The 25,229-nt window shown below is 67.6% G+C and carries 25 protein-coding genes and 3 tRNA genes; 6 read left to right on the forward strand and 22 right to left on the reverse strand.

Annotated elements, in window-relative coordinates; translation table 11 throughout:
• Positions 1 to 28: 28 nt before the first annotated feature.
• Entirely contained in the window at positions 29 to 505 is a 477-nt protein-coding gene (locus ACI8U3_RS07935; RefSeq protein ID WP_415014332.1) for a hypothetical protein, read from the reverse strand.
• A gap of 168 nt (positions 506 to 673) precedes the next feature.
• Between ACI8U3_RS07935 and ACI8U3_RS07940 the strand changes: the two genes are divergently transcribed.
• Positions 674 to 2,158: an inorganic phosphate transporter gene (locus ACI8U3_RS07940; RefSeq protein WP_415014333.1), complete on the forward strand. Its 1,485-nt coding sequence runs from the start codon at positions 674 to 676 to the stop codon at positions 2,156 to 2,158.
• On the opposite strand, the gene ACI8U3_RS07945 is transcribed toward ACI8U3_RS07940, so the two are convergent.
• The 14 genes from ACI8U3_RS07945 to murA all read right to left on the reverse strand — a co-directional run bounded on the left by ACI8U3_RS07945 (position 2,128) and on the right by murA (position 10,960).
• Entirely contained in the window at positions 2,128 to 2,679 is a 552-nt protein-coding gene (locus ACI8U3_RS07945; protein ID WP_415014334.1) for an NUDIX hydrolase, read from the reverse strand. The two genes, ACI8U3_RS07940 and ACI8U3_RS07945, sit on opposite strands and share 31 nt — an antisense overlap.
• A gap of 49 nt (positions 2,680 to 2,728) precedes the next feature.
• Positions 2,729 to 2,805, reverse strand: a tRNA-His gene (locus ACI8U3_RS07950).
• Between the two features lie 61 nt (positions 2,806 to 2,866).
• Entirely contained in the window at positions 2,867 to 3,619 is a 753-nt protein-coding gene (locus ACI8U3_RS07955; RefSeq protein WP_415014335.1) for a M48 family metallopeptidase, read from the reverse strand.
• A 126-nt stretch (positions 3,620 to 3,745) separates the two neighbouring features.
• Complete coding sequence (locus ACI8U3_RS07960) at positions 3,746 to 4,411, reverse strand: energy transducer TonB (RefSeq protein WP_415014336.1); 666 nt, start codon at positions 4,409 to 4,411, stop codon at positions 3,746 to 3,748.
• Between the two features lie 72 nt (positions 4,412 to 4,483).
• Positions 4,484 to 4,918, reverse strand: a complete 435-nt coding sequence (locus tag ACI8U3_RS07965; RefSeq protein WP_415014337.1) for a biopolymer transporter ExbD — start codon at positions 4,916 to 4,918, stop codon at positions 4,484 to 4,486.
• Positions 4,919 to 4,923: 5 nt separating this feature from the next.
• Positions 4,924 to 5,835, reverse strand: coding sequence for a MotA/TolQ/ExbB proton channel family protein (locus ACI8U3_RS07970; RefSeq protein ID WP_415014338.1), 912 nt, complete (start codon positions 5,833 to 5,835; stop codon positions 4,924 to 4,926).
• 626 nt (positions 5,836 to 6,461) lie between these two features.
• Positions 6,462 to 6,537, reverse strand: a tRNA-Phe gene (locus ACI8U3_RS07975).
• A gap of 69 nt (positions 6,538 to 6,606) precedes the next feature.
• Positions 6,607 to 6,783 carry a DNA gyrase inhibitor YacG gene (locus ACI8U3_RS07980; RefSeq protein ID WP_415014339.1) on the reverse strand — a complete coding sequence of 59 codons (177 nt, stop codon included), beginning with the start codon at positions 6,781 to 6,783 and terminating at the stop codon, positions 6,607 to 6,609.
• Positions 6,780 to 7,787, reverse strand: coding sequence for an RNA-binding protein (locus tag ACI8U3_RS07985; protein ID WP_415014340.1), 1,008 nt, complete (start codon positions 7,785 to 7,787; stop codon positions 6,780 to 6,782). Before ACI8U3_RS07985 ends, ACI8U3_RS07980 begins: the two co-directional genes overlap by 4 nt.
• Positions 7,784 to 8,371, reverse strand: coding sequence for a Maf family protein (locus ACI8U3_RS07990; protein WP_415014341.1), 588 nt, complete (start codon positions 8,369 to 8,371; stop codon positions 7,784 to 7,786). The genes ACI8U3_RS07985 and ACI8U3_RS07990 overlap by 4 nt, the downstream gene beginning before the upstream one ends.
• 13 nt (positions 8,372 to 8,384) lie before the next feature.
• Entirely contained in the window at positions 8,385 to 8,603 is a 219-nt protein-coding gene (gene infA, locus ACI8U3_RS07995; protein WP_415014342.1) for a translation initiation factor IF-1, read from the reverse strand.
• Positions 8,604 to 8,728: 125 nt separating this feature from the next.
• Positions 8,729 to 9,196, reverse strand: a complete 468-nt coding sequence (locus tag ACI8U3_RS08000) for a UPF0262 family protein (protein WP_415014343.1) — start codon at positions 9,194 to 9,196, stop codon at positions 8,729 to 8,731.
• Positions 9,193 to 9,684 (reverse strand): DUF2948 family protein, encoded by a 492-nt coding sequence (locus ACI8U3_RS08005; RefSeq protein ID WP_415014344.1) that lies wholly within the window; start codon positions 9,682 to 9,684, stop codon positions 9,193 to 9,195. The genes ACI8U3_RS08000 and ACI8U3_RS08005 overlap by 4 nt, the downstream gene beginning before the upstream one ends.
• Positions 9,674 to 10,960 (reverse strand): UDP-N-acetylglucosamine 1-carboxyvinyltransferase, encoded by a 1,287-nt coding sequence (murA, locus tag ACI8U3_RS08010; protein ID WP_415014345.1) that lies wholly within the window; start codon positions 10,958 to 10,960, stop codon positions 9,674 to 9,676. The genes ACI8U3_RS08005 and murA overlap by 11 nt, the downstream gene beginning before the upstream one ends.
• Before the next feature lie 346 nt (positions 10,961 to 11,306).
• On the opposite strand from murA, the gene ACI8U3_RS08015 reads away from it, so the two are divergent.
• Positions 11,307 to 11,381 (forward strand) — tRNA-Thr (locus ACI8U3_RS08015).
• A gap of 43 nt (positions 11,382 to 11,424) precedes the next feature.
• Here the strand turns inward: ACI8U3_RS08015 and ACI8U3_RS08020 are convergent.
• The 3 genes from ACI8U3_RS08020 to ACI8U3_RS08030 all read right to left on the reverse strand — a co-directional run bounded on the left by ACI8U3_RS08020 (position 11,425) and on the right by ACI8U3_RS08030 (position 14,092).
• A complete protein-coding gene (locus ACI8U3_RS08020) occupies positions 11,425 to 11,988 on the reverse strand; it encodes a hypothetical protein (RefSeq protein WP_415014346.1) in 564 nt (187 codons plus the stop codon).
• 51 nt (positions 11,989 to 12,039) lie between these two features.
• On the reverse strand, positions 12,040 to 12,531 hold the full coding sequence (msrB, locus tag ACI8U3_RS08025; protein ID WP_415014531.1) for a peptide-methionine (R)-S-oxide reductase MsrB: 492 nt from the start codon (positions 12,529 to 12,531) through the stop codon (positions 12,040 to 12,042).
• A gap of 73 nt (positions 12,532 to 12,604) precedes the next feature.
• Positions 12,605 to 14,092: a hypothetical protein gene (locus ACI8U3_RS08030; RefSeq protein ID WP_415014347.1), complete on the reverse strand. Its 1,488-nt coding sequence runs from the start codon at positions 14,090 to 14,092 to the stop codon at positions 12,605 to 12,607.
• A gap of 168 nt (positions 14,093 to 14,260) precedes the next feature.
• Here ACI8U3_RS08030 and ACI8U3_RS08035 point away from each other — a divergent pair, with 168 nt between their 5' ends.
• From ACI8U3_RS08035 to ACI8U3_RS08045, 3 genes are read left to right on the forward strand one after another with little or no spacing between them, the layout of a single operon-like run.
• Positions 14,261 to 16,255, forward strand: coding sequence for an acetyl-CoA carboxylase biotin carboxylase subunit (locus ACI8U3_RS08035; protein WP_415014348.1), 1,995 nt, complete (start codon positions 14,261 to 14,263; stop codon positions 16,253 to 16,255).
• 57 nt (positions 16,256 to 16,312) lie between these two features.
• The gene (locus ACI8U3_RS08040; RefSeq protein WP_415014349.1) at positions 16,313 to 16,807 is read left to right on the forward strand and encodes a DUF805 domain-containing protein; all 495 of its coding nucleotides are present in this window, start codon (positions 16,313 to 16,315) and stop codon (positions 16,805 to 16,807) included.
• Between the two features lie 47 nt (positions 16,808 to 16,854).
• The gene (locus ACI8U3_RS08045; protein ID WP_415014350.1) at positions 16,855 to 17,217 is read left to right on the forward strand and encodes a DUF805 domain-containing protein; all 363 of its coding nucleotides are present in this window, start codon (positions 16,855 to 16,857) and stop codon (positions 17,215 to 17,217) included.
• 2 nt (positions 17,218 to 17,219) lie between these two features.
• On the opposite strand, the gene ACI8U3_RS08050 is transcribed toward ACI8U3_RS08045, so the two are convergent.
• The 3 genes from ACI8U3_RS08050 to ACI8U3_RS08060 form a co-directional block, all read right to left on the reverse strand.
• The gene (locus ACI8U3_RS08050; protein WP_415014351.1) at positions 17,220 to 18,434 is read right to left on the reverse strand and encodes a PepSY-associated TM helix domain-containing protein; all 1,215 of its coding nucleotides are present in this window, start codon (positions 18,432 to 18,434) and stop codon (positions 17,220 to 17,222) included.
• Positions 18,431 to 20,557 carry a TonB-dependent siderophore receptor gene (locus tag ACI8U3_RS08055; RefSeq protein WP_415014352.1) on the reverse strand — a complete coding sequence of 709 codons (2,127 nt, stop codon included), beginning with the start codon at positions 20,555 to 20,557 and terminating at the stop codon, positions 18,431 to 18,433. Before ACI8U3_RS08055 ends, ACI8U3_RS08050 begins: the two co-directional genes overlap by 4 nt.
• A gap of 93 nt (positions 20,558 to 20,650) precedes the next feature.
• On the reverse strand, positions 20,651 to 22,441 hold the full coding sequence (locus ACI8U3_RS08060) for a vWA domain-containing protein (protein ID WP_415014353.1): 1,791 nt from the start codon (positions 22,439 to 22,441) through the stop codon (positions 20,651 to 20,653).
• Between the two features lie 204 nt (positions 22,442 to 22,645).
• On the opposite strand from ACI8U3_RS08060, the gene ACI8U3_RS08065 reads away from it, so the two are divergent.
• Complete coding sequence (locus tag ACI8U3_RS08065; protein WP_415014354.1) at positions 22,646 to 24,499, forward strand: monovalent cation:proton antiporter-2 (CPA2) family protein; 1,854 nt, start codon at positions 22,646 to 22,648, stop codon at positions 24,497 to 24,499.
• Positions 24,500 to 24,562: 63 nt separating this feature from the next.
• Here ACI8U3_RS08065 and ACI8U3_RS08070 read toward each other — a convergent pair whose 3' ends face one another.
• Complete coding sequence (locus ACI8U3_RS08070; protein ID WP_415014355.1) at positions 24,563 to 25,174, reverse strand: DUF4168 domain-containing protein; 612 nt, start codon at positions 25,172 to 25,174, stop codon at positions 24,563 to 24,565.
• Positions 25,175 to 25,229 lie beyond the last annotated feature (55 nt).

Raw genomic sequence — 25,229 nt, forward strand, 5'->3', positions numbered from 1 at the left:
CCGCCGTCCGGCGTCTCCCTTCAGGGGCTCAGCGGATGGTCGAGGGATCGCACTGGCTGATATCGCCGGCCTGGCAGGCCTCCACCCGCCGGCGCCACGCGGCCAGGTTCGCCTCATGCTCCTGCTGGCGGCGCAGCACCTCGGCCTCATAGGCCGCCTGCTCGGCCAGACGCTCTTGCTCCAGCCGTTCCAGCCACGCCTGATGGTCGCGCAGGCTTTGTTCGTATTCCGCCTGGGCCGCAGCGTTGGATTGTCGCACGGACTGGTTATAGGCCTCCACCCCCGCGTTCAGACGCTCGGTTTCCTCCACCTCGGGATCATAGGCGGGCTTCTCGACCGGGGCGTTCACCTGGACCGGCGTGGGCTCCGCCGGGCGAGGGGTAGGGGTCTGGTTCCGCTCCTCGGCCGGCCGGGGATTGGCGAACAGATCGTCCACCGCATCCTGGGCGGCGACGGGAACGGCGACGGCCATGGTCATGGCGGCCAGCAGGGAAAGGCGAAGCATGACGTGTCTTCCTTGACCTCGGCGCCGGACGTGTTCCGGCGGTTCTTCGCCACAACGAGCATGACCGCCCAACCGTTGCAATAAGGCGCGGTCCCCGGCCGGGGTGTGCAAGCCATATCGCCTCTGCTAGTTGCGCCGTCTACGGAACAATCTGACCAGGCGGCGCCGGTGGCGAAGACCCTCGACAAGGATCTCAAGAAGCTCGGCCGTCTGGAGACGGCGACCGCCGACCTGGCCCGTTCGCTGGCCTTCCCGGGGGTCGCCCTGATCTTCCTGCTGGCCGTGGCCCTGTTCGCCCTGCGCATCGCCGGTGTCGGCGATCTGGCCATCTATGTGGTCTTCGGCACGGTCGTCGCCGGCTACATGGCCCTGAATATCGGCGCCAACGATGTGGCCAACAACATGGCCCCGGCTGTGGGATCAAAGGCCCTCAGCCTGACCGCCGCCCTGATCATCGCCGCCGTGTGCGAGGTCGCTGGCGCCCTGCTGGCCGGGGGCGAGGTGGTCAACACCATCTCCAAGGGCATCATCACCCCGTCGCCCGAGCTGGACGCCCAGAGCCTGATCCTGCTGATGACCTCGGCCCTGCTGGCGGGGGCCCTGTGGCTGAACCTCGCCACCATCCTGGGCGCGCCGGTCTCCACCACCCATTCCATCGTCGGCGCGGTGCTGGGCGCCGGCCTGGCGGCCTTTGGCATGTCGGCGGTGGCGTGGCCGGTCATGGGCGGCATCGCGGCCAGCTGGGTCATTTCGCCAGTCATGGGCGGGATCATCGCCGCCGCCCTGCTGGCCTTCATCAAATGGCGCATCCTGTTCAAGCAGGACCGCGTCGCCGCCGCCCGCCGCTGGGTGCCCGTGCTGGTGGGCCTGATGGCCGGGGTGTTCACCCTTTACATGTTCTCCAAGGGGCTCAGCCGTATCTGGTCGCCCTCGGCGCCGGTGGTGCTGATCGGCGGCGCCGCCATGGCCTTCATCGGCTGGGCGGCCTCACGCCCGTGGGTGCTGCGCAAGTCCGAGGGGATGGAGAACGCCAAGAAACAGGTGGCGACGCTGTTCATCCCGCCCCTGATTCTGGCCGCCGCCCTGCTGTCCTTCGCCCACGGCGCCAACGATGTGGCGAATGCGGTGGGGCCGCTGGCCGCCATCGTGGCGGCGGCCCAGTCGGGCTCGGCCGAGACAGGGGCGGTGACCTTGCCGTTCTGGGTGCTGATGGTGGGCGGCCTGGGCATCTCGCTGGGTCTGGCCCTGTTCGGCCCGCGCCTGATCCGCACCGTGGGCGAGAAGATCACCAAGATGGACCCCATGCGCGCCTTCTGCGTCGCCCTCGCGGCCGGGGCCACGGTGCTGGTGGCCTCGGTCATGGGCCTGCCGGTGTCCTCCACCCACATCGCCATCGGCGGGATCTTCGGCGTCGGCCTGCTCCGCGAGGTCATGACCAACCGCGGTATGCGCCGCAGGAACGGCCAACCCACGCCCGACGTCATCGCCGTCACCCCCGAAGAAGCCGTCAAGGCCGAGACCAAGCGCCAGAAGCGCATGCTTGTGCGCCGCCAGCACCTGTGGGGCATCGCCGCCGCCTGGGTCATCACCGTGCCTGTGGTCGCCGCCCTGTCGGCGGTGATCTATCTGGTCCTGACCCGCTTCCTCGGCTGACGCCGCCGTTTGGGCGGCTTGACCGGTTCAGCGTCCCCTGCGGGCTGGGTGAGGTCGGCGTGCAGCCGGTCCAGCACCGCCATCAGCTCCGGATTATCGATCAGCTTTCGCGCCTGCCGATGGGTGGCCCAGTGGCGGCGCCGACTCCGGCGCTCCGGCCAGTCGGACGCCTGATCCTCGACCTTGAGGGGATACAGATCCACCGCGATCATGCGGCTGGCGTGGCGCTCCACCTTTTCGGTGCGATAGGCGCCCACGGCGATCTTGCCGATCTCGCCCCGTACGCCCGCTTCCTCCCAGGCTTCCTTGGCGGCCGAGCGCGCCGGGGTCATGTCCGGCTCCACCGCGCCCTTGGGAAAAATCCAGCGCCCGGTGCGGCGCGAGGTGATCAGCAGATAGGTCGGTTCGTCGCCCGCCCAGGCATAGGGAATTGCGCCGCTCTGCACCGTGGCGGGGCGCCCTCCGTGGGGCAGGGATCGTCTGCGGCGTGGCCCGAGGGCCCGCATAATGCGGCGCAACATGCAGCCACCTTAGCGGGCTGGATTGAGTCGGGGGAAAGGAAGTTCGCGATGGTACCGCCCTCCCGGATCGAACGGGAGACCTCCAGAGCCACAATCTGGCGCTCTAACCAACTGAGCTAGGGCGGCGCGCATCGCGAAGGCCCGGTGTCTAGCCGCACCGGGCCTCGCAATCAAGCAGGGAAGGGCACTACCATCCGCGGCTGGAGATATACTGTTCCAGTTGGGCGATGCGGGTCTGGTCCGACGGGTGGGTCGAGGCGAACTCGGGGGTCGATCCCTGCCGCTGCTGGGCCATGATGCGCCACAGGTCCAGAGCTTCGCGCGGCTCATATCCGGCGGCGGCCATGTAATCCACGCCCAAGCGGTCCGCCTCCAGCTCATGGTTGCGGGAGAAGGGCAGCAGGACGCCCAGCTGGGCTCCGATGCCGCCGAAGGCGCCGATGGCCTGGCCATAATCCCCGGCGACCCCTTGGGCCACCTGCAGGCCCGTGGCCGTCAGCGCCGTCTGGGAATAGCGCTCGGCGGCGTGACGGGCGACCACGTGACCCACTTCATGCCCGATGATGGCGGCCAGCTGGTCGTCGTTCTCGACCAGATTCAGCAGGCCCGTCGTCACCCCGATCTTGCCGTTCGGCAGGGTGAAGGCGTTGGGCGTCTCGTCCTGGAAGACGGCGTAGTCCCAGCGCAGGCGGCTGTTCAGGTTCGCCGCGGTGATGATCCGGCCGCCGACAGTGCGCACCCGCTGGTTCTGCGCGGCGTTGTTAGTGGGGTTCATCTCCCGCATGGCCTGGCTCCAGGCCTGATCGGCGGACTGCTGCAGGGCCGCGTCATCGACGATCAACAGTTGATTGCGTCCCAGGGTCTCATTGTAGGCGCAGGCGGCCAGGGCGGCGCTCAAGGCCGTGGCGGTCAGAAGGGCGGCGGCGGTCTTGCGGATCATCATGGGGCTCCCTCAGCGGTGTGCGGGCTTAACGCTCAAGCTGGCCTTTTTGCTCCCGATGCGGAAGCCACAAAGAAAAACGCCCCGGAGTTTCCTCCGGGGCGTCGTTCATTCGATTGAGCCGTATCAGCCCAGCTGCCAGCGGATCGGGATCCGGACCCGGGCGCCGCCGACGGGCTGGCCGTCGCGGGTCTGGGGCCGCATCTGGAACCGCGAGGCCAGCTGCAGGGTGGCTCGGCCGAAGCCGGCGCCCGCCGGGCTCTCGCTGACGACGCTGCAGTTCGCCAGGCGCCCGTTGGCCTGCACCACGCACTCGATGGTGGCGGTGCCTTCTGTGCCGTCCGACTGGGCGCGGCTCGGGTAGAACCGGGCCAGGTCGTTGCCGTCGGGACGACGAATCCAGTCGGGATTCGTGATGACCGACGGAGCCGGCGGCGCCGGAGGCGCCGGAGGCGGCGGCGGACCGGGGACGATCACGGGCGGACCCGTGTATTCCTGACGGTCTTCCTTCTTCGTCGCCTCGACCGGCAGGGTCACCGGGGGAGGCGGCGCATCCGCGATCGGCAGCGGCTCACGAACCTGCAGCTTGGGCGGCGGGGGCGTGTCCGGCGGCGGCGGCGGCGGCGGCGGCGGCGGAGGGGGTTCCACGATGGGGTCGATGATCTCGACCTCAATCGCTTCGTCCGAGTAGGAGACCTCCTTCAGGACGAACTTCTGATTATAGATCCACCAGGCGCCAACCACGTGGACGAGGACCGAGATCCCGATACCCACCATGACGCCGGTCGACATTTTCTTCCGGCGAGGCGGGTCCAGGAGCGGGTCGCGACGATGTTCTTCAGTCATGATCTGCGACCGTGATCCTTACGTAGCGTTGTCTTCGCCGACGAGGGCGACACTGTAGAAACCATTGTCCTGCAGGGTGTTCATGAGCTGCATGAAGTCACCGTAGCGGGTGGTCGTGTCGGCGCGGATGAAAATCCGCTCCTCTTCGGGGTTTCGCGTGCCGATCAGGCGGCGCAGGTCCTCGCCAAGGGTGGCCAGGGAGGTGCGACCATCACCGATGTAAACGTCGGTGTCGCTTTGAAGCGAGATGTAGATCGGCTTCGGCGGGTTTTCTTGCGGCGGAGCCACAGCGGTCGGAAGTTCGATCTCCACCGACACGGTGGCGAGCGGAGCCGCCACCATGAAGATGATGAGCAGAACAAGCATAACGTCCACAAAGGGCGTGACGTTGATTTCGCTGTTCTGCTCGATCTGATACTTACCGCCGCCTCCACCTCCGATTTTGGCGGCCATCTAGCTTACGCTCCCTTGTCGAGTTGACGCGAGATCGTGTTCAGCAGCTCGGCGTTGAAGCCGTCCGAACGGACGCCGTAGGCCGAAATCCGGGTGTTGAAGTAGTTGTAGAAGATAACCGCCGGAATAGCCGCGAACAGACCCAGACCGGTAGCCAGCAGGGCCTCGGCGATGCCGGGCGCCACGACGGCCAGGTTGGTGGTGTTGGTGTTCGCGATGCCGATGAACGAGTTCATGATCCCGTAAACCGTACCGAACAGACCGATGAACGGGCCGTTGGAGCCGGTCGACGCCAGGAACTGCTGGCCGCCCGACAGGCGCTTGGCCAGACCGGACTGGACAGCGGCGACCGCAGTGGCGGCGCGGCCCAGGGTGGAGTCACGGTACTCACCCGAAACAGCCAGACCGGCGGCGCGGGACGCCTCGACTTCTTCGGTGGCGGCGGCGGCCATGTCGGCCAGCGGGTTCCCCTCGAAGTCCTCGGAGGTCGACACGCGGCGGATGTCCGCGACGGTGCGAGCGCTGCGGAAAGCTTCCAGGTAGCGGTCCGTCTGACGGTTCAGGCTGCCGAACTCGATCAGCTTGATGACCAGCAGGGTCCAGGAGAACACCGAGGCCAGAACCAGACCGATCATCACCGCCTTAACGACGGGGTCGGAGTCCATGAACATGCGGGCCACGGTCAGCTGACCGTGGGATTCGCCGCCCACTTGTTCCGGATCGTCGGCGGTGGCGTCGGGAGCCGGGGTCTCGGCCGGGGTTTCCGCAGCCGTCGCCTCGGGATCAGCCGAAGCTTCGGCCGCCGGGGTTTCAGCGGGAGCCGGGGCCGCGTCCTGCGCGAAAGCCGGCGAGCTCACCATGAGGGCGGCGGCGCCGGCCAGGGCGAGGAGGAGGTTTTTCTTTTTGCTATCGAGCATAGTTCGCCAGTTCCTGCTTGGTCTGACTCGTTGGACCTAAAGAGACGATCGCCGGGTGGCGGCGCCCCTCACTGAAATTACGCCGAAGGCCGAACGTGATCCGGCCGCCGGAAACGTTTCCTGTCGCCGTTCGGTTGCCGAAACAGCCGAAAGACATTGTCGAATGGCCAGGAGAGGAGGCCTTTCGAATAACGACACTCGCCGGTTAAGGTGAGCGGTCACGTTGTCTTGGCGAACCGTCCGGGGGGCGTCAAGTGCGTGATCACGCTTTTCAACCGGCGGGGGAGCGCGGAGAGACCTTCCGCAACGTCTTTTCATCCTGCCGTCATAAGAGCGTCATCCGTTTCGACAGAAGCGGTGGTTGGGGAGGAAAATTGCCCATATGCGAGATTGAGGGCAAGTCGATACCCCTGTTACACTCCGTAACAGGCATGAGCTTTCACCAACCGCTGTCGAGACGGAATCTCCCATCGCGCGACCTGAGCATCAGCATCAGGTTCGGTTGCGAAAATATGGCGCAAACGGGGTGGGAGGAATCTCCCGGGTCCTGAGAAAACATAACAGCGCAATATGAGCCGCCGCGTGGGTAACCGGTGGCGCCTGCGATTCGTGATGTCGTGAAAGAGTGGTGCCTGGGGGCGGATTCGAACCACCGACACGCGGATTTTCAATCCGCTGCTCTACCAACTGAGCTACCCAGGCCCGGGTCCAGCGACGGCTCAGGCCGTCGGGAGCGGGGTCTATAAGCGAGGCCGATCAGCCTGTCCAGCGTCAGGCCTCATCCTCGTCGTTCGATCCGCCAATTTCATCCGCAGGCGGGCCGGGAACAGCGTACCGACCGGTGAACCAGCGGCCCAGATCGATGTCGGCACAGCGCTTGGAGCAGAACGGTCGGTACTTCGGATCGGATTCGGCGTGGCGGCAGATGGGGCAGGCGGCGCGGGTCATTCAATCATCACTCTGGTCAGGGGCAGGCTGTCGTCCGCCAGCACATGGGCGCGCGGGCCCAGACGCGCTACCAGCGGCGCGGCGGCTTTCGCGACATCACCATGGCAGCGCACCGTGATGCGGGCGCTGGCGGTGTCGATCAGCAGGCCGTGGTTGAGCTTCCGCGCCGCTTCACAGGCAATGGCCTCCATGCCCGTATGAATAAGCTCTTCAAGAGGTGTGAACCGCCACGGCAAGACCAGTTGCAGCACGCCGAAACGGTTGACCGGGCCGTAGGCGATGGTGGGGTCAGCGCCGAAAGCCGTTCGCGCCGCTGCGGTGATCTTCGCTCCGTCGTGACCGGCGCCCAGCAGATCGACGGCCACGAGGCCGCCCCAGCGGCGCAGGCCGATCAGGCGTGCGGCGATCCGCAGTCCTTCCTGATTGGCCCGTTGGCGGTCTCTGGCGTTCAGGCATTTGCCGGACACGGCTGACTGGTCGATATCGACGGTGATCATGGCCCGGGTGCGTTCGACCGCCACGTCGGGACCGCCGCCGGGCATGGCCGGCGTTTCGGCCTCCTCAATCGCGGCCCACCCGGCCTCGATAGCCGCCTTGCCGGTGATCGGTGAAAGGCCGGGCGCCAGGCGCTCCAGCCACTCGGCGACGCCGGGCCCTGGGCGGATCAGGCGCGCCTCGCCCTCGGCGAGGCCGAGCATCTTCAGCGTCGCCCCCTTGGCCTCCCGGGGTTCGGCGACGACCTCCACCTCGACCTTCTGGCCGACATGCACGCCGGCGTCCCGCTTCAGGGGCAGGAAACCTTCGGCGGCGCCCAGGTCCAGGAAGGCGCCGCTCAGGCCGGGCTCGACACGTGTCACCCGACCGACGGACACCGCGCCGAGGCGAAGGGCCGGATCGTCAGCCTCGCGCTCAATCAGGATGTGTTCGAAGCCCTGCTCGCCCTCGATGATCCCGCGCGTTTCGCCGGGGCTGTCGTCTATATAGGCTTCGCGGTCGCCGCTCACGGTCGGGCCGGACGCCAGCCGGCGCCGCGCAGGAGTTGGACCGTTTCATAAAGCGGCAGGCCCATCACCGCCGGGTGGCTGCCGACGATGCGGCGGACGAAGGCGCCCGCCGGGCCCTGGATGGCATAGCCGCCCGCCTTGCCGCGCCAGTCGCCGGTGGCGATGTATTCGGCGATTTCGTCGTCGGAGAGCGGCTTCAGGGATACGCGGGTCTCGACCACGCGCACGGCTGTGTCCCGACCCGGCGCCTTGAGGGCCACGCCGGTGAAGACCCGGTGATTACGGCCGGACAGGAGGGTGAAGAAGCGCCGGGCCTCGGCTTCGTCGGCGGGCTTTTCCAGCAGGCGGCGGCTGACCGCGACCACGGTGTCGGCGGCGAGGACGAGGGCTTCGGGCTCGCGCTCGGCGACCGTTTCGGCCTTGGTGCGGGCGAGACGCTCAGCCAGGCGCGGCGGCGTCTCGCCTTTCAGGGGCGTTTCGTCGATGTCGGCGGGAACGATGCGGTCGGGCGCGATCCCGACCTGCGCCAGCAGTTCGATGCGGCGCGGGCTGGCCGAGGCCAGCACGAGAGGCGGAGAGGCCACGCGGCCGCCCGCCTTACTTGAAGCGATAGGTGATGCGACCCTTGGTCAGGTCGTACGGGGTCATCTCAACCAGCACCTTGTCGCCGGCCAGCACCCTGATGCGGTTCTTGCGCATCTTGCCGGCGGTGTGGGCGATGATCTCGTGGTCATTCTCCAGCTTCACGCGGAAGGTTGCGTTGGGCAGCAGTTCAATGACGACGCCCGGAAACTCGAGCAGCTCTTCCTTCGACATGCAGTCTCTCTCGCCCTCGGGAAACGGTAACGGCCGCGCCGGGCGTGGGCGCGGCTCGAAAATGGACGCGGCCTAATGCACCAAAACGGGCCGGGCGTCGAGTTCTGACGGCAAATAGGGTGGGATCAGCCCCGCCGCCACAGGGCGCAGACCAGGGTGAACAGGCGACGAGCGGTTTCGTGATCCACCTCGACCTTGCCCTCCAGCCGCGCCTTCATGGCCTCGGCGCCCTCGTTGTGCAGGCCGCGCCGGCCCATGTCGACGGACTCGATCTGGCTGGCCGAGGAGCCGCGCAGCGCTTCGTAATAGCTGTCGCAGATCATCAGATAGTCGCGGATCACGGTCTTGAGCGGGGTCAGGGACAGCAGATGCCCCTTGTGAAAGCCGGGGCCGGTGATCTCCATGGCCAGCCGGCTGTCCTGCAGGGACAGCTTGAGCTGATACGGGCCGCCGTCGGCGCCGACGGGGTTGAAGCTGTTCTGCTCCACCAGGTCGAAGATGGCGACGCGCCGGGCGTGCTCGATCTCGGCGGTGGCCGAGGGCAGGGAGGCTTCGTCCAGATCGACGGCGGACAGGCGATGGGGGCCGCTCACGCCGGGTCTTCCTCATGGCGGGGCGCCCGCTTGGCGCGCCAGCGTTCGGAGATGTCGGCCAGAACGGCGTTCATGCACTCCACGTCCACGCGCAGGTCGCCGCCGCCGGCGAACATCATGACCACGCGGCCGCCCGGCGCCTCGCCCGGCAGGAAGTCCATGGCCAGCAGCTCCAGCGGGATTTCGGGCGCGCGGGGCATGTCGCGGCTCTTGACCGCCATGACGTCGCCGAACTGAAGGGCCGCCTGCACCCGCGTGCCCCCGCATTCCCAGCAGAACCGGCGCAGGGTGATGGTCAGGCGCCGGGCCGCGCTCTCCCACAGGATGTCGGCCGGCGTCAGGATGGCGTCCTGCAGCGCGGCCGAGATGATCAGCAGATCCTCGTGATCCTCGGCCAGCAGGCGCAGCGGGGGCAGGGGCGAACCCTTGCCCTCATCCGCCTTGTCCTCGTTCAGGTCCGCATCGACGGCGGTGATCTCAGTGTCCATCCTCATCGCCTTTCAGACGCCGCACATCGGCGCCGCAGGCCCCCAGCTTCTCCTCGAGCCGCTCGAAGCCGCGATCCAGATGATAGACGCGGCCGATGGTGGTTTCACCCTCCGCCGCCAGTCCGGCGATCACGAGGCTGACCGAGGCGCGCAGGTCGGTGGCCATAACCTCGGCGCCGTGCAGGGCCTCGACGCCCCGCACATGAGCCTCGCCGCCGTGCACCGAGACATCGGCGCCCAGGCGCATCAGCTCTGGCACATGCATGAAGCGGTTCTCGAAGATGGTCTCCGAAATCACGCTCTCGCCTTCGGCCAGGGTCATCAGGGCCATGAACTGAGCCTGCAGGTCGGTGGCGAACCCGGGATAGACCTCGGTGGTCACATTGACCGGCTGGAGGCGTCCTCCGTCCCTGCGGATGCGCAGGCCGTCCTGCGTCTCGTCCACCGTGACGCCCGCCTCGCGCAGCTTCAAGGTCAGGGCGGTCAGCAGCGCAGGCCGCATTTTCGTAAGCGTTACGTCCCCGCCGGTCATGGCGGCGGCGGTCGCATAGGTGCCCGCCTCGATGCGGTCGGGAATGACGCTCCAGTCGGCGCCCTTCAGGGAGCCGACGCCGGTGATGGTCAGGGTGTGGGTGTCGATGCCCTCCACCTTCGCGCCCATGGCGTTCAGGCAGTGGGCCAGGTCGCCGATCTCCGGCTCGCGCGCCGCATTGTTCAGCACCGTCGTCCCTTGCGCCAGCACGGCGGCCAGCAGGGCGTGCTCGGTGGCGCCCACGGAGATAAAGGGGAAAGTGATCTCGGCGCCGCGCAGCCCCTTGGGCGCCTGGGCCGAGACATAGCCCTCCTCAAGCTCGATGGCGGCGCCCAGGGCGGTCAGGGCCTGAAGGTGCAGATCCACCGGCCGCGCGCCGATGGTGCAGCCGCCGGGCAGGCTGACCCGCGCATGGCCGGTGCGGGCCAGCAGCGGGCCCAGCACATTGAAAGAGGCGCGCATCTGGCGGACCAGTTCATAGGGCGCGAAGGTCGAGGTGATCTCGGCGGCGTGCAGCACGGTTTCGCCGCCGTCGGGGCCCTCCTGCTCGATGACGCTGACGCCCAGGCCGCGCAGCAGCTCGCCCAGGAACCGGGTGTCGGCCAGGCGCGGCATGTTGGTCAGGCGCAGCGGCTGGTCGGTCAGCAGCGATGCGGCCATCAGCTTGATGGCGGAGTTCTTGGCGCCGCTGATCGGAATGGCTCCGTTCAGCCTGGCGCCGCCGGTGATGGCGATGCGGTCCATGGAATCTCTGTCGAGGCTCCGCCCGGCGCGGGCGAAGCGGGGGCGGTATCTAGCCTGTCTCGCGCGCCGGTTGAAAGGGGCGAGGACGGACTGTCACGTCTCTTGATCGGGATCGCCCGAAGCCTCAGGCGCCTTGCGGCGGCGGAGATTCGTCCGAAGGGCTGCGGCCAGACGCGCCGCCCGGTCCGCCTTCGCCTTTTCAGCGGGCGTCGGGGTCTTTTGCGGCGGCGTGTCGGGCGGGGTTTTCACAGCGGGATAAAGGCCGGATGCAGGAATGCGATCAAGAGGCGTTTTGGCCTTTGCATCGGGCGAACGTATTGGCTATACGGCCGCTTCCTCAGATTTCGCCGCCGTAGCTCAGTGGTAGAGCGCATCCTTGGTAAGGCTGAGGTCGTGGGTTCGATTCCCCCCGGCGGCACCATCTGAAGCAAAAGGCCCGGACGAAAGTCCGGGCCTTTTTGCGTTCACCATTCCTTATCGTCCGGAATGGCGGTGACGCCCCGGGTGCGCAGGGCGCGGCTGGTGCGGACGTCGGCGTCATAGACGTCCCAGGGGTCGGGCGCGCCGATGTAGGAGCCGGTACGCAGGCCGTAGCCGTCATAGCGCGGGTCGTAATACGGGCTGTAGCCGTAGCCATAAGGGTTATAGCCGCCGAACTGACCCTCGCTCTCGCTGTAGTGCAGGCTGACCATGCCGCTTTCGCCAACGGGGATCGACACGCTGGCGCCGAAGGCCCGGTAGCCGTGCGACCCGATCTCTGCGCTGACCTGGCCGCGCATGCGCCGCTCGGGCTCGAAAGGCGCGTCATAGTCGAAGGGCCCGTCGCCCATATCTACGGGTGCGGCGGCGGGCGAGGCGCCGATCCAGGCGGCGATCTGCTCGTCGGCGGTCATGTCGCGCGGGGCCGTGATGGACGGCGCGACCGTCTCCTCGGCGGCGGGTGTGGAGAGCACATGCCCCGTGTCGGCGCGGGCCGTAGCCACGGGCTGGTCCGACAGGGCCAGAACGGCGAGAGCGGTCAGGATCATGGCGATACTCCTAGACCGCCCAAGCTGATGGCCGAATGCGGCGGGGGCGTGTCATTCGGGCAGATGGTCGCCGCGGCCCAGCGGATCGGGCAGGGCCTCGCCCTCGGGCGTGAAGCTCAATGCCGCCGAGTTGATGCAGTAGCGGTCGCCGGTGGGCGGCGGGCCGTCCGGGAAAACGTGGCCCTGATGGCTGTCGCAGCGGGCGCAGCGGGTCTCGACCCGCACCATGCCGTATGACGTGTCGGTGATCGCGCGCACGTGGTCCGGATCATAGGGCGTGTTGAAGCTGGGCCAGCCGGTGCCGCTTTCGAACTTGGTCTTCGTCTGGAACAGGGGCAGGCCGCACAGGCGGCAGCAGAACACGCCGGCCCGCTTCTCCTCCAGCAGGGTTCCGCAGAACGGCGCCTCGGTGCCGTGGTTCAGCAGAACACGCCGCTCCTCGTCGTTGAGATCGTGTTCGAGGATGGCCAGTTGCGTGGCGCTGGGCGGGGTCAGGTCGAAGCCTGAGGCGGAGCGGGCGGATGTCGAGGCGGCCTGGGTCATGATCTGGAAATAGGAAACGCCGGGCGGGGTTCCAGTCCCGCCCGGCGTTTGATTGGTCCGCAAGCGTGAAGGATCAGGCGCCGAACAGGCCCGCGACCCAGGCGCGCACCGCGGCCTCGTCGGTGGGATCGCCGCTGTAGGCCAGGCCCTGATCCGGTGCGTGCGGCTCGTTGGAGGCGCGCTCGCGGTTGATCCAGGCCTTGTGGCCATAAACCACGCGGCCGAAGGTGGAGGGCAGGGCGGTGATGGTCGGCTCGATGAACAGGGTGTCCGCGCTGGTGGTCTGGCCCGCCAGACGCACGTTCGGCAGGTCCTTCAGCACGTCAACCGCATCCAGGCAGCCGCCCGAGCAGCCGCCGTCGATCAGAACCACCACATTGCCGCGCACCGGATTGGCGCCGGTTTCGATTTCGCCGGGCGAGGGCACGGGGCGGGTGAAGGTCTGCTGACCGGCCTGTATGGCCTGGTCAAAGGCCGCGACCACGGCCTGGGTCTCATCGATGGTGGCCTGATTGTTGGCCACAAAGGCGGGATCGGCCTGCATGCGCGCCAGGGCCTGGGCGAACCATTCCCGGTTGGCCGGGGTGGCGCGATAGCTAATCTGGGCGTCCGTGGGTTGGGCCGCGCCGATAATTTCCGGCTCCCAGATGCGGGCCGCCGTGCGCAGCACATAGCTGGCGGCCGAGGCGGAGATGCCGTCGGCGCCGCGCAGGTCGATCACCACGCCGGGCGCCCCGCGGATGGCGGACTGCTGGGCGTCCACCTGGGCCAGGAAGGCGGCCCAGTCGGCGTCGTCGGCCAGGGTGTGGATGTTCACCCACGCCAGGTCGCCGACCATCTCGACCGCCAGCGGAACCGACGGCGGCACATAGGCGGACGCGCGGTAGGCGGCCTCACGATCCTCAGGCGCGGCGAAGTCAGTGACGATGTCCACGTTGCGGCGACGGCGGCCGTCCATGAAGCGGCACTCGGACGGCATGCCGCCGGCCATGGGGTTGCCCCGGTCCCAGAACAGGTAAGGCGCCGTCTCGATGCGGTCGGCTTCAAGGTTCAGATCGCCTTCCCAGCGGTCCAGACGCTGGCGCGCGAATTCCTCGGCCGGGGTTCCATCACAGGAGTCCAGCACCCAGCCCACCTGGGGCACATTGCGGCGCACGCCTTCCTTGACCCAGGTGACCACATAGGCGCCGTCGCGCCAGGCGGTGGTGAAGTTGGCCCAGGCCACGCCGTCCCAGGGCTCGCGCCCCGCCCACGTCGGGCCGAGGCTGATGTTGGCGTCCCGGAAGCCATAGCCGTAACCGCGCAGCAGATAGGCATAGGCGTTGGGCGAGTTGACCCGGCCCAGATTGCCCTGGGCCTCAGCATAGCCTTCGTCCAGCCAGGTGCGGAACTGGGCGCTGGAGGGTGCATCGATGACAGCGGCCGGATGGTTCGCGGCCAGCGCTTCGCGGGCGGCGGTCAGGTCCTGTTCGGCGGCGGCGCGCCAGTCCTGGGCGCCGGCCACGCCGGCCGATGCGGCCAGGGCCAGGACGGAAGCTGCAGTGGCGAGGAGGGTTTTCACGGCAGGGTCTCCGGATCGGTTCATGTACAGATGGCGGGTGTTAAACCCTATCAGCCCAGCTTCGCCAACCCCGCAGCGCTCGGCGCGGGCGTTTACACAGGCGGACGCGGGCCGTAAGCGACAGACGGCAAGCGGCGACAGACCGCGTCAGGGAAATCAGCAAGGCTCATGTTCTCGAAGATCCTCATCGCCAACCGGGGCGAGATCGCCGTCCGCATCATCAAGACCTGCCGCCGCATGGGCATCGCCACGGTGCAGGTCTACTCGGAGGCCGACGCCGGTTCGCTGGCGGTGGAGATGGCGGACGAGGCTGTCCTGATCGGCCCGGCGCCGGCCAACCAGTCCTATCTGCTGGCGGACAGGATCGTGGACGCGGTGCGCCAGACCGGCGCCGAGGCGGTCCACCCCGGTTTCGGCTTCCTGAGCGAGAACGCCGGCTTCGCCCGGCGGCTGCGGGACGAGGGGATCGCCTTCATCGGTCCAAACCCCGAGGCCATTGAGGCCATGGGTGACAAGATCAGCTCCAAGAAGCTGGCCGCCGAGGCGGGCGTCTCCACCGTACCGGGCCACATGGGTCTGATCGAGACGCCGGAAGATGCGGTGAAGATCGCGGGCGAGATCGGCTATCCGATCATGATCAAGGCCTCGGCCGGGGGCGGGGGCAAGGGTATCCGCGTGGCCCACTCCGACGCCGACATGGCCGAGGGCTTCGCCGCCGTGAAGGCCGAGGCGAAGAACGCCTTCGGTGACGACCGGGTGTTCCTCGAGAAATTCATCATCGACCCGCGCCACATCGAAATTCAGGTGCTGGGCGACAAGCATGGGAACGTCATCCATCTGTTCGAGCGGGAATGCTCGATCCAGCGTCGTAACCAGAAGGTCATTGAGGAGGCCCCGTCGCCCCTGCTGGACGACGCCACCCGCGCGGCCATGGGTGCCCAGGCCGTCGCCCTGGCCAAGGCGGTGAACTACGACTCCGCCGGGACGGTGGAGTTCGTGGCCGGACAGGACAAGAGCTTCTATTTTCTCGAAATGAACACCCGCCTGCAGGTGGAGCATCCGGTGACGGAGCTGATCACCGGGGTCGATCTGGTGGAACAGATGATCCGCTCAGCCTGGGGCGAAAAGCTCAATCTCACCCAGAAGGATCTGAAGATCGACGGCTGGGCCATCGAAAGCCGCATCTATGCGGAAGATCCCTATCGCGGCTTCCTGCCCTCCATCGGGCGACTGGTGCGCTATGACCAGCCCGCCGAGGGCGAGCAGGACGGCTATACGGTGCGCAACGACTCCGGCGTCCGCGAGGGCGACGAGATCAGCATGTTCTACGACCCCATGATCGCCAAGCTGTGCGCCTGGGCGCCGACTCGCGAGGGCGCCATCGACGGGATGGGCCGGGCGCTGGAGGACACCCATCTGGAAGGCGTCGGCCACAACGTCCCCTTCCTGGCGGCGGTGATGGAGCAGGACCGGTTCCGCTCGGGCGTCCTGTCCACCAGCTACATCAAGGACGAGTTTCCCGACGGCTTCCACGGCCTGCCGGTCGCGGACTTTGGACGCGACGTGATGATCGCGGCGGCCGCCGCCATGAACGAGATCCTCGCTGAACAGTCCGGCGACCCCTCGGACCGGTTCGAATGGGCCGTCCTGATCGGCGGTGACCGTCAGGGGATCATGGTGGGCTATGACGATGACGAGAGCCTGGTCATCGATCTGGACGGGGATCACACCCTGACCCTGACCGACATCGACTGGCGACCGGGTCTGCCGCAATTCAGGGCGGTGCTGGCCAACGGCGCCGCAGAGGGCCGGCCCTTCACCGCCGAGGTGAAGCGCGCGCCGGACGGCTTCGACGTCCGCTGGCGGGCCTCCAGGGCGCGGGTGCGGGTGCTGGCGCCCCACATCGCCGACCTCTACGCGCGGCTGCCGGAGAAGGAAGCGGCCGACACCTCCAAGCTGATCCAGTCGCCCATGCCGGGGCTGGTGGTCTCCATCAATGTGAAGCCGGGGCAGGCGGTCCAGTCCGGCGAGGCCGTGGCCGTGATCGAGGCCATGAAGATGCAGAACATCCTGCGCGCCGAGCACGACGGCACGGTCAAGACCGTCAGCGCCGCCGCGGGCGACAGCGTGGCGGCCGACGACGTGCTGGTGGAATTCGAATAGGTTTGCCGGCCGCCTTCCGTCGGCTAGGCTGGCCTTCCAGTTGCCGGGGAGGGGCGAATGGATATTTTTTCCTTCAAAGGACGGGCGAACCGTCTTGAGTTCTGGCTGATCTGCTTCGGTCTGACGGTCGTGCTGATGCTGCTCAGCATGTTCGCGGGCATGATCCTCAGCGCCGTGCTGTCAGGGCTGTCTGAAGAAACCAGAGGTTTGGCCCAGCTGACCTTCGGCCTGGTCATCACCGTGCTGTTCCTTTGGCCCATCCTCGCCGTCGGCGTGCGACGGGCGCATGATCGCGGCGCCAGCGGCAAGTGGTTCGTGCTTTTCTACATTTCGTCCGTGGTTCTCAATCTGTGGTCCGTCGGCATGGACATGCGGGGCGTCGCCCTTGAATCTGCGGAATCGACAGTGGTCGCCCTGCTGGGACTGGTGTTCTTCGTCTTGTGGCTGTTCTTCCTGGTCACGCTCGGGTTCCTGCCGGGTCGGCGCGAGCCAAACGCCTACGGCCCGCCGACGAACGCCAAGATCGATAACTATCGCGCACCGGCGGGATGACGCGGACCGACGGACCATCCAAAGCGCCTTTTACGGCAGCACTGTTCTTGTCTCCGAAGGGGCGGATCGACCGGCGGCCGTTCATCGTCGGGGTGATCGTGCTGGTCGCGGTGCTGGCGCTGTTCCAGTGGTTGGCCGTGGGCGAGTGGTGGCACGTGCCCGTGGGCTGGGTCTTCTATCCCGCGTGGGTCTATGCGGCGGTCTGCGTACTGGCCAAGCGACTTCATGACCGGGGGCGCAGCGGCTGGTGGGCGGCGGCGATTCTGATCGGGTTCAACTTCACCTGGCCGTATCCGGACAGCCTGATCGGCGCGGCGGGCCTTTTGATCGTGCTGTGGGCCACGATCGAGCTGGGCTGGATGAAGGGCGAGGACGGGGCGAACCGCCACGGCCCCCCTCTCAACGTCTGAAATCAGCCGACCAGACCCATGGCGGCCGGCGTCAGCGCCAGGCTGATGAGGATCAGCGCCGCGCTGGGGTAGGCGGCGGGACCCAGGCTGCGCCACAGCCAGGGCGCAAGTCCCGACCGCGCCGTCTCAACCTCGGCCCGGCGCATGCGCAGGGTGTAGATCATTACGCCTGTCACCGACAGGCCGGTCAGAACCACGCCGAAGGCGAACCAGATCAGCTTGGTGAGCAGGCCGCCGAATGTGCCGAAATGCAGCGGATCGGCCATTTCGGAGATGCGCTGATGGACGTTCAGGTTCTCGCCGCGCGTGACCATCAGGACCGCGCCGTCGCGGGGATCGATGGACACGGCGTTGGAGCGCTCCCGCACCAGGATCGCACGGGCCTGACCCTCGATGATGAGGCCGCGCCCTTCATCACCCGGAAAGCGGAGGTTCCTGATGCGAAGCTCGGGATCGGCGGAGCGGGCGCGGGCGACCAGGGCGTCGAGCGCCGCACCGGTGGGCTGGGACGGGCCGGTGATGACCTCCGGGCGGGGGTGTCGCGGCGCCTGCCCGCCGCCCCATTCCACCAGATACCAGAGGCTGGTGGCGATGATGATCACCAGAAACCAGACGGACCACAGGCCGGCGAAACGATGCAGGTCGCCGGTGAAGCGGCGGCCTTCGCCCCTGCGTCCCGCGCGCCACTGAGGCAGGCGGAAGAAACCGCGCCAGAACTTCTTGTAGGCGACCAGTCCGGTGATCATCGACACCAGCAGCACCAGCGCCATGGAGCAGACGATGGGCACGCCCCATTTCACCGGCATCATCAGGTGACGGTGCGTGAATCGCAGAAAGCGGTGCGCGTTGAACCAGGCCGAAACACCCTGAACCTGTGCGGTCCAGGGGTTCACATAGACGATAGCACGCTCGCCGCCCGGCCGCCTGATGACCGCCGAGGCCGCGAACCAGGGGTCGATCGGCCGCGACAGGAACTCGATCCGCGCATCCGGCGTCGCCGTCTCGACCGCAGCCGCCCAGTCGCCCCACGACGCCTGGGCCCCGCCCTGGGGCATGACGCGAACCGCCGGGTCGATCAGCCAGTCGATCTCGTGGGCGACCGTGGCCAGGGTTCCGGTGAGCAGGACGAAGGTCATGAACAGGGCCAGCTTCAGCCCCAGCCAGTGGTGAACCCACCACCAGAGAGAGCGGCCCTTCTTCTGACCGGGCGCGGTCACCACCGGGCGCGCAGCTCCAGGAAGGCCGAGCGAGGCTGGCCGGGGAAGTGGCCGGTGCGCTCGATGAAGCCGGAGGCGGCGTAGGTCTCGTCGAACAGATTGTCGATGCGGACCAGCGCTTCGTACCGATCCCCGAACCGCTTGATGATCGACGCGTCGAAGATGGTGTAGGCCTGAACCGTCTGGCCATCCAGGCTGAGGCGCTCGCCGACGTATTCCGCGCCGAATGCCGTGGACAGGCCGATGCCGTCAAAGTCGTAACGCGTCCACAGACCCGCCGCGTGTTCGGGCGCGTTGGCGAAGCGATCGCCCACGGCGTTGGACAGGGACTGGCCCGGCACGGTCGCGGTGATGCGGGCGTCATTGTAGGCGTAGTTGGCCGTCAGCACCCAGTTGGGGGTCAGATCGACCGCGCCTTCGATCTCGAAGCCCTGGGACGTGACCTCGCCGATGGGGGCCAGATCGTCGGTCCCGTCATTGTCCGGGTCCAGCCCGGTGTTCTGCAGCAGGTTCTGACGCTTGATCTCATAGATGGCGGCGCCGAACTGCACCCGCCCGTTCATCAGGTCGCCCTTGATGCCCGCCTCGATCTGCTCGCCGGTCATGGGGTCAAACGGACCGCCGGCCAGCGGGCTCTGGCTGCCGATGCCCTGGGGTTCGAAGCCTTCGGACCAGCTGACATACAGCGACAGGTCCGGACGTGGCCGATAGATGGCGCCGGCCCGGTAGGTCACGGCGTCCGCCTCGAAGCTGGAGCCGTTGCGATTGTTCACGTCCTCGAAGCGGTCGTAGCGCAGGCCGCCGACCAGGCTGAACCGTTCGGTCAGACGCAGATGGTCCTGAAGGTAGACGCCCCACTGACGACTCTCGCTGTCGCCCAGCGACGGTGTGACGGCGTCCAGATCGTAGTCCGCTCCCGATGTCTCGCCGTAGACCGGGTCGACCAGATCCAGACCCGGAACCTCGCCGCCCATGGCCTGGGACCGCACGATGCGCGACATGGATTGCGCCTCCTCGCGCGTCCAGTCGCCGCCCAGCAGGAAGCGGTGATCCATGCCGAACAGCTGAGCCTCGTGCGTCAGATTGAAGTTCACGGACAGGCTTTCCCCGTCGCGGGCCTGATCTCGGAACTCACGATCCGAAAAGTCGAACGCCCCGTCGTTGTCCGTGTCGCGCAGGCCGCGAGGCTCGTGATACTGCTGCACCTCATTGGCCTGGCCCCAGCGCACGCCGGCGTCCAGTCGCGTGGCGAGGCCCGCGTCCCAGAACAGACGGCCCTGAATGACGTCGGCCTCGAGATCCAGATAGTCGGTGGGCTCGTTGTGATTCCAGTCGATGGAGGTCAGGAAGTTTCCGTCGTCGTCCGCGGGGACGCCGCGCAAACGGTTGCCGTCCAGGTTCTGGACATAGTGAGTCGCCTGCAGCACCAGCTCCAGCGACTCCACCGGGCGGAAACCGAGCCCTGCGTCGATGATGTTGATCTCGGAATCCGTGTTGAAACGGATCGGCCCTTCATATTCATGGTAGGCGCCGGCCCGGGCGGTGACGCGCCCGTCGGCTGTGACGGGGCCTGTGACCTCCACCGAGGCGCCGCGCCGCTCATTGTCGCCGATGACGGCGGTGGCCTCGGCCCCGAAGACGTCAGAGGGGCGCTTGGTCACATAGTTGATCAGACCGCCGGGCGAGCCGGGGCCGTACAGCATTCCGGCGGGTCCCTTCAGAACCTCGACCCGCTCGATGTTGAACAGCTGCGGCACCGAAAAGCCGATGAACGGGTTTCCCCGCATGCCGTCATAGAAGACTTCGTCCTGCCGGAAGCCCCGGAAGGTCACGCCCGAATAGCTGAAGGTCGTGACGCCGGCGACGTTCCGATAGAGGTCGGTCACATCGCGGGCGCCCTGGTCGGAGGCCAGGTCCGCATTGATGACCGTCAGGGCCTGGGGCACGTCCAGCGGGTCGTCGGCGCCGCGTGCGACGGTGGTGACCGGATTGCGATACAGGCGCTGGGCCCGTCCGGTGACCACCACTTCATCCACTTGAGTGGCTCCCGCCGCGTCCTGGGCCAGGGTGGGCGAGGAGAGGGCCGAACCGGCCAGCAGGGCGGCCAGGAGCGAGCGGGACATGCGAACAGCCTTTGAGAATGAAAATCACCCGCGCTGCTAGCAAGGCTGATAATCATTATCAATAGAGATGTTCGGCGCGGCCTCGTTTTCCGTTCAGGGCGTGTCGCGAGGCGGCAGTTCAGAGGCCGCGCGGATCAACTGAACGAACTCCGCGCGCTCGCCGTACGGGTCTTCGCCCCGGGCGCCCTGGGCCAGGTCGAGAATGTCGTCCCAACCGTAGTCGGCGTTCATCCACGGATCGCGGCGCAGACGCTGGCCGAAAGCGGCCACGGCCAGGGCCCAGCGGGTGTTTTCCAGCGCGCGGGTCGACGGGGGGCCGGACACCGGCGTCTGCATCAGGACCGAGTCATCCTCGCCCGGCAGCTTGTAGCGCACCTGGACGAAGGCCAGTTCGTCCGACGTGGCGGGGGGCGCCGGGCGCGTATCATAGCGGCGCTCGCCCATCTGGGTGGGGCCGCCGACAGGCGTGATCTCGTAAAGGGCCGTGACCGAGGCGCCGGAGCCGACCTCGCCCGCATCCACCGCGTCATTGTTGAAATCGGCCTCGTCCAGCAGGCGGGTCTCGTAGCCGATCAGCCGCCATTCGGCGACGTGGGCCGGGTTGAACTCCACCTGGATCTTCACATCGTCGGCGATGGGGAAGGCGCCCCGGTCGAAGGCCGGGCCGAACAGGCGACGCGCCTCGTTCAGGCTGTCCACATAGGCGGCCACGCCGTTGCCGGACTGGGCGATGACCTGCATCCGCTCGTCCTGATAGTTGCCCCGGCCGAAGCCATAGACCGACAGATAGATGCCGCTCTCGCGCTGGAGGGCCACATACTCCTCGATGGAGCGGTTGTCGGTGACACCCACGTTGAAGTCGCCGTCGGTGAACATGAGGATGCGGTTCACGCGGTCGTCGGCGTAGTTCACTCGCGCCTGGTCATAGGCGTTGGTCATGCCGGTGGCCCCGGCGGTGCCGCCGGAGGCGCGCAGGCTCTCCACCGCACAGCGGATACGCAGCTTGTCCGTGCCGGGGGTAGGCTGCAGCGTCGTGCCGGCGCCCTCGGCGTAATAGGTGACGGCGATGGTGTCCTGCGGCCGCATGCGGTCGATGATCAGGTTCATGGCCCGCTGGGCCAGCTCGAGCTTGTCCTCGCTGCCCATGGAGCCGGACACATCCACCAGGAAAGTCAGGTTCAGCGGGCGGCGCTGATCTTCGGGCAGCTCATAGCCCTGAAAGCCCACGTGGACGATCCGGCGGCCATCGGCCCAGGGCGAATCCACCACGGCGGTGGTGACCGCGAAAGGCTCCTCGGCGCTGTCCGGCCGGGCGTAGTCGTACTCGAAATAGTTGATCATCTCCTCGACCCGCACGGCGTCGGCCGGGGGCGACATGCCGTCGTCGATGAAGCGGCGGACATTGGCGTAGCTGGCCGTGTCAACGTCGATGGAGAAGGTGGAGACCGCCTCGTCCATGGTCCGGCGCACCGCATTGGGCGTGGCTTCCGGATAGGATTCCGGCGATCCGGCGATGACAGGTCCAGGTGCGATACGAGAGCCCGAAACGATGACTGAGGGCGCCTCGTAAACGGCGGTCGTCTGGGGCTGCGGGGCCGGCTGGCCAGGCTGCACCGGAGGCGGCGGGGGCGGCGGAGGTGGCGGGGGAGGGGGCGGAGGCGGCGCGGGCGGCGGCGGCGCGCCGGAATGAGAGAACGAGCTCATCTCTCGCTGGACCATGGGCTGGGGGAACCGCTGATAGACGTTCACCGGCTCCTTGTAGATTTCAAAGCCCAGGGCCGCGCAGGCCGCGCGGGTCGGTGCGCCGTCGCCGGGCGCATAAGCCGATCCGCCTGATTGCGATTGCGCCCCCACCGGAGTGACCAGACCCAGACAAGCGGTCATGCAGACCCCCGCCCTCAGTTTCCTTGAACCCAACATCGACAGCTCCCGACTGACCCCTGTGATCTCCATGAGGCCAGCCAAGATTGGTCGAAACTGTGGCGAAATATCCAGATGGAATCTGATTGGGGCGCCGACGACGCCCTTCGTGGTTGCAGCGCATCATGCCTATATGGGCCGGGACGACGGCAGATCGGGGTGAAGAGCATGGCGGACGCGGCAACGGGGATGGAACTGGGCCATGCGGTGGTCCTGCTGGGTGCGGCGGTGGTGGCGGCGCCGCTGTTCCGCAAGCTGGGGCTGGGCTCGGTGCTGGGATATCTGGCGGCCGGGCTGCTGATCGGGCCGTTCGGCCTGGGCCTGTTCGACGACCCAATGACGATCCTGCACGTGGCCGAGCTCGGCGTGGTGATGCTGTTGTTCATTATCGGTCTTGAGATGCGGCCGTCCCGGTTATGGAGTCTGAGGCGAGAGATTTTCGGCCTCGGCGCGGCGCAGGTGGCGGCCTGCGCCCTGTTGCTGACGGGGGTCGGCATAGCGTTCGGCTTTCCGCCCGCCGTGGCTCTGATCGGCGCCTGCGGCTTCGTGCTGTCGTCCACCGCCGTCATCATGCAGATGCTGGACGAGCGGGGCGAGCGGATGGAGCCGCAGGGACAGAGGGCGGTCTCGATCCTGCTGCTGGAGGATCTGGCCATCGTGCCGCTGCTTGCGCTGGTGGTCTTCATGGGCGCGGCCATGGGCACCGATTCCGGCGAGGCGACGCGACCGCTGTGGCAGGCGGTGCTGATCGGGCTTCTGGCCATCGCGGCCCTGGTGGGAGCGGGGCGCTACCTCCTGAACCCGCTGTTCCGCATCCTGGCCAACAGTGGCGCGCGCGAGGTGATGACCGCCGCGGCCCTGCTGGTGGTGCTGGGCGCCGCCCTGTTCATGCAGGTGGGCGGGCTATCCATGGCCATGGGCGCATTCCTCGCCGGGGTGCTGCTGTCGGACTCCACCTTCCGCCATCAACTGGAGGCGGACATCGAGCCGTTCCGGGGCATCCTGCTGGGCCTGTTCTTCCTCAGCGTCGGCATGGCGCTGGACCTGGCTGTGGTGGCGTCGGACTGGCCCCTGATCGCGGGGGCGGTGGTCGCCTTCATGGCCGTGAAAGGGCTCGCGATCTACGCCGTGGCGCGGGTGTTCAAGGCCAGGCACCGCGAGGCGCTGGAGCGGGCGGCCCTGTTCGCTCAAGGGGGCGAGTTCGCCTTCGTGCTGTATGCCGCCGCCCTGACGGCCGGGGTATTCGACGGACGCACCAGCGCGGTCATGACGGCGGTGGTGATCCTGTCCATGGCCCTGACGCCGGTGGTCACCCTGATCATCACCCGGTTCTTTCTGCCGGAAGAGAAGGCCCTGTCGCCCGATGGCGCGGACGGCGTGGACCGCGCCGACGACCTGCACGGTCGGGTGCTGATCATCGGCTTCGGCCGCTTCGCCCAGGTGGTCAGCCAGCCGCTGCTGGCCCGCGACGTGGATGTGTCGATCATCGAGAACGACGTGGAGATGATTCAGGCGGCGGGCAATTTCGGCTTCAAGGTCTATTACGGCGACGGGGCGCGGCTGGACGTGCTGCATGCGTCCGGGGCGGGGACCGCCGAGGCGGTTCTGGTTTGCGTGGACAAGCCCGATGTGGCTGATCACATCGTCGAGCTGGTGAAGGCGGAGTTCCCCCTGACGCGCCTGTATGTGCGCGCCTTTGATCGCGGGCATTCGCTGCGGCTGGTCAAGGCGGGCGTGGACTACGAGCTGCGCGAGACGTTCGAGTCCGCCCTGAAATTCGGCGGACAGGTGCTGGCCGACATGGGGCTGGACGACCGGGATGTTGAGGAAACGCTGGACGATGTGCGCCGCCGCGACGAACAGAGGTTCGAGGCTCAGATCGCGGGCGGGCTGACGGCGGGCCGGTCGCTGATGCGGGGCAACATGGCCACGCCCCAGCCGGCGCCCTATGTGCCGCCCAAGAGGGAAGCCAGGCCGCTCAGCGACGCGACGGCGGATGTGCTCGAGGACGAGGACGCCTGATCCACAAAGAAAAACGGCGCTCCCGAAGGAGCGCCGTTCGTTCCGATCAGGACGTGATCGTGATTACTGGCCGGCCCGGGCGGCGGCCAGGCCCACGCGGGCCTGCAGGTGCTGGTCCTGACCGATGGCGCCGGAGATCTCGTTGAAGCGCTCCAGCGTCAGGCCCGAGGACTCGATGGCCGAGGCCATCTGGGCCTGCTGCTCGGCGGTCGGGGCAGCACCGTTAAGCGATTGGGCGATCGGCTGCACGGCCGTCATGGCGGCGGCGAACTGACCGGCCTCGGTGTCGCTCACGCCCGCGCCGACAGAACCGGCCGGGGACGGCGTGGTCGAGGCCACGCCGATACGGGCTTGCAGAACCGGGTCGGTCGAGACGGCCTGCGAGATGGCGTTGAAACGATCAATTTCCAGGCCCGAGGCCTCGACGGCGGCGGCCATTTCAGCCTGCTGCTCCGGGGTCGGCTGGCCGCCCTGAACCTGCTGGGCGACCGTTTGCATGCGCGTCATGGCGCCGGCGAAGGCGGCCAGTTCGGCGTCGGTGGGCTCGCCGGTCGCGGCGGGAGCGGCCATTTCAGCCTGGGCTTCGGCCCCGGCCTGCATTTCGGCTTCCTGGGCCATGGCGGAGCCGGCGAAAAGGGCGGCGGTGGAGACGGCGGCGATAAGCTTGAGACGCATGGATTGTCCTTCGAATTGTCCACTCGGTCCGATGAGAACCGTCACACGCGAACAA

Origin of the sequence: Brevundimonas sp., assembly GCF_047617075.1 — a bacterium.
Lineage (GTDB): Bacteria > Pseudomonadota > Alphaproteobacteria > Caulobacterales > Caulobacteraceae > Brevundimonas.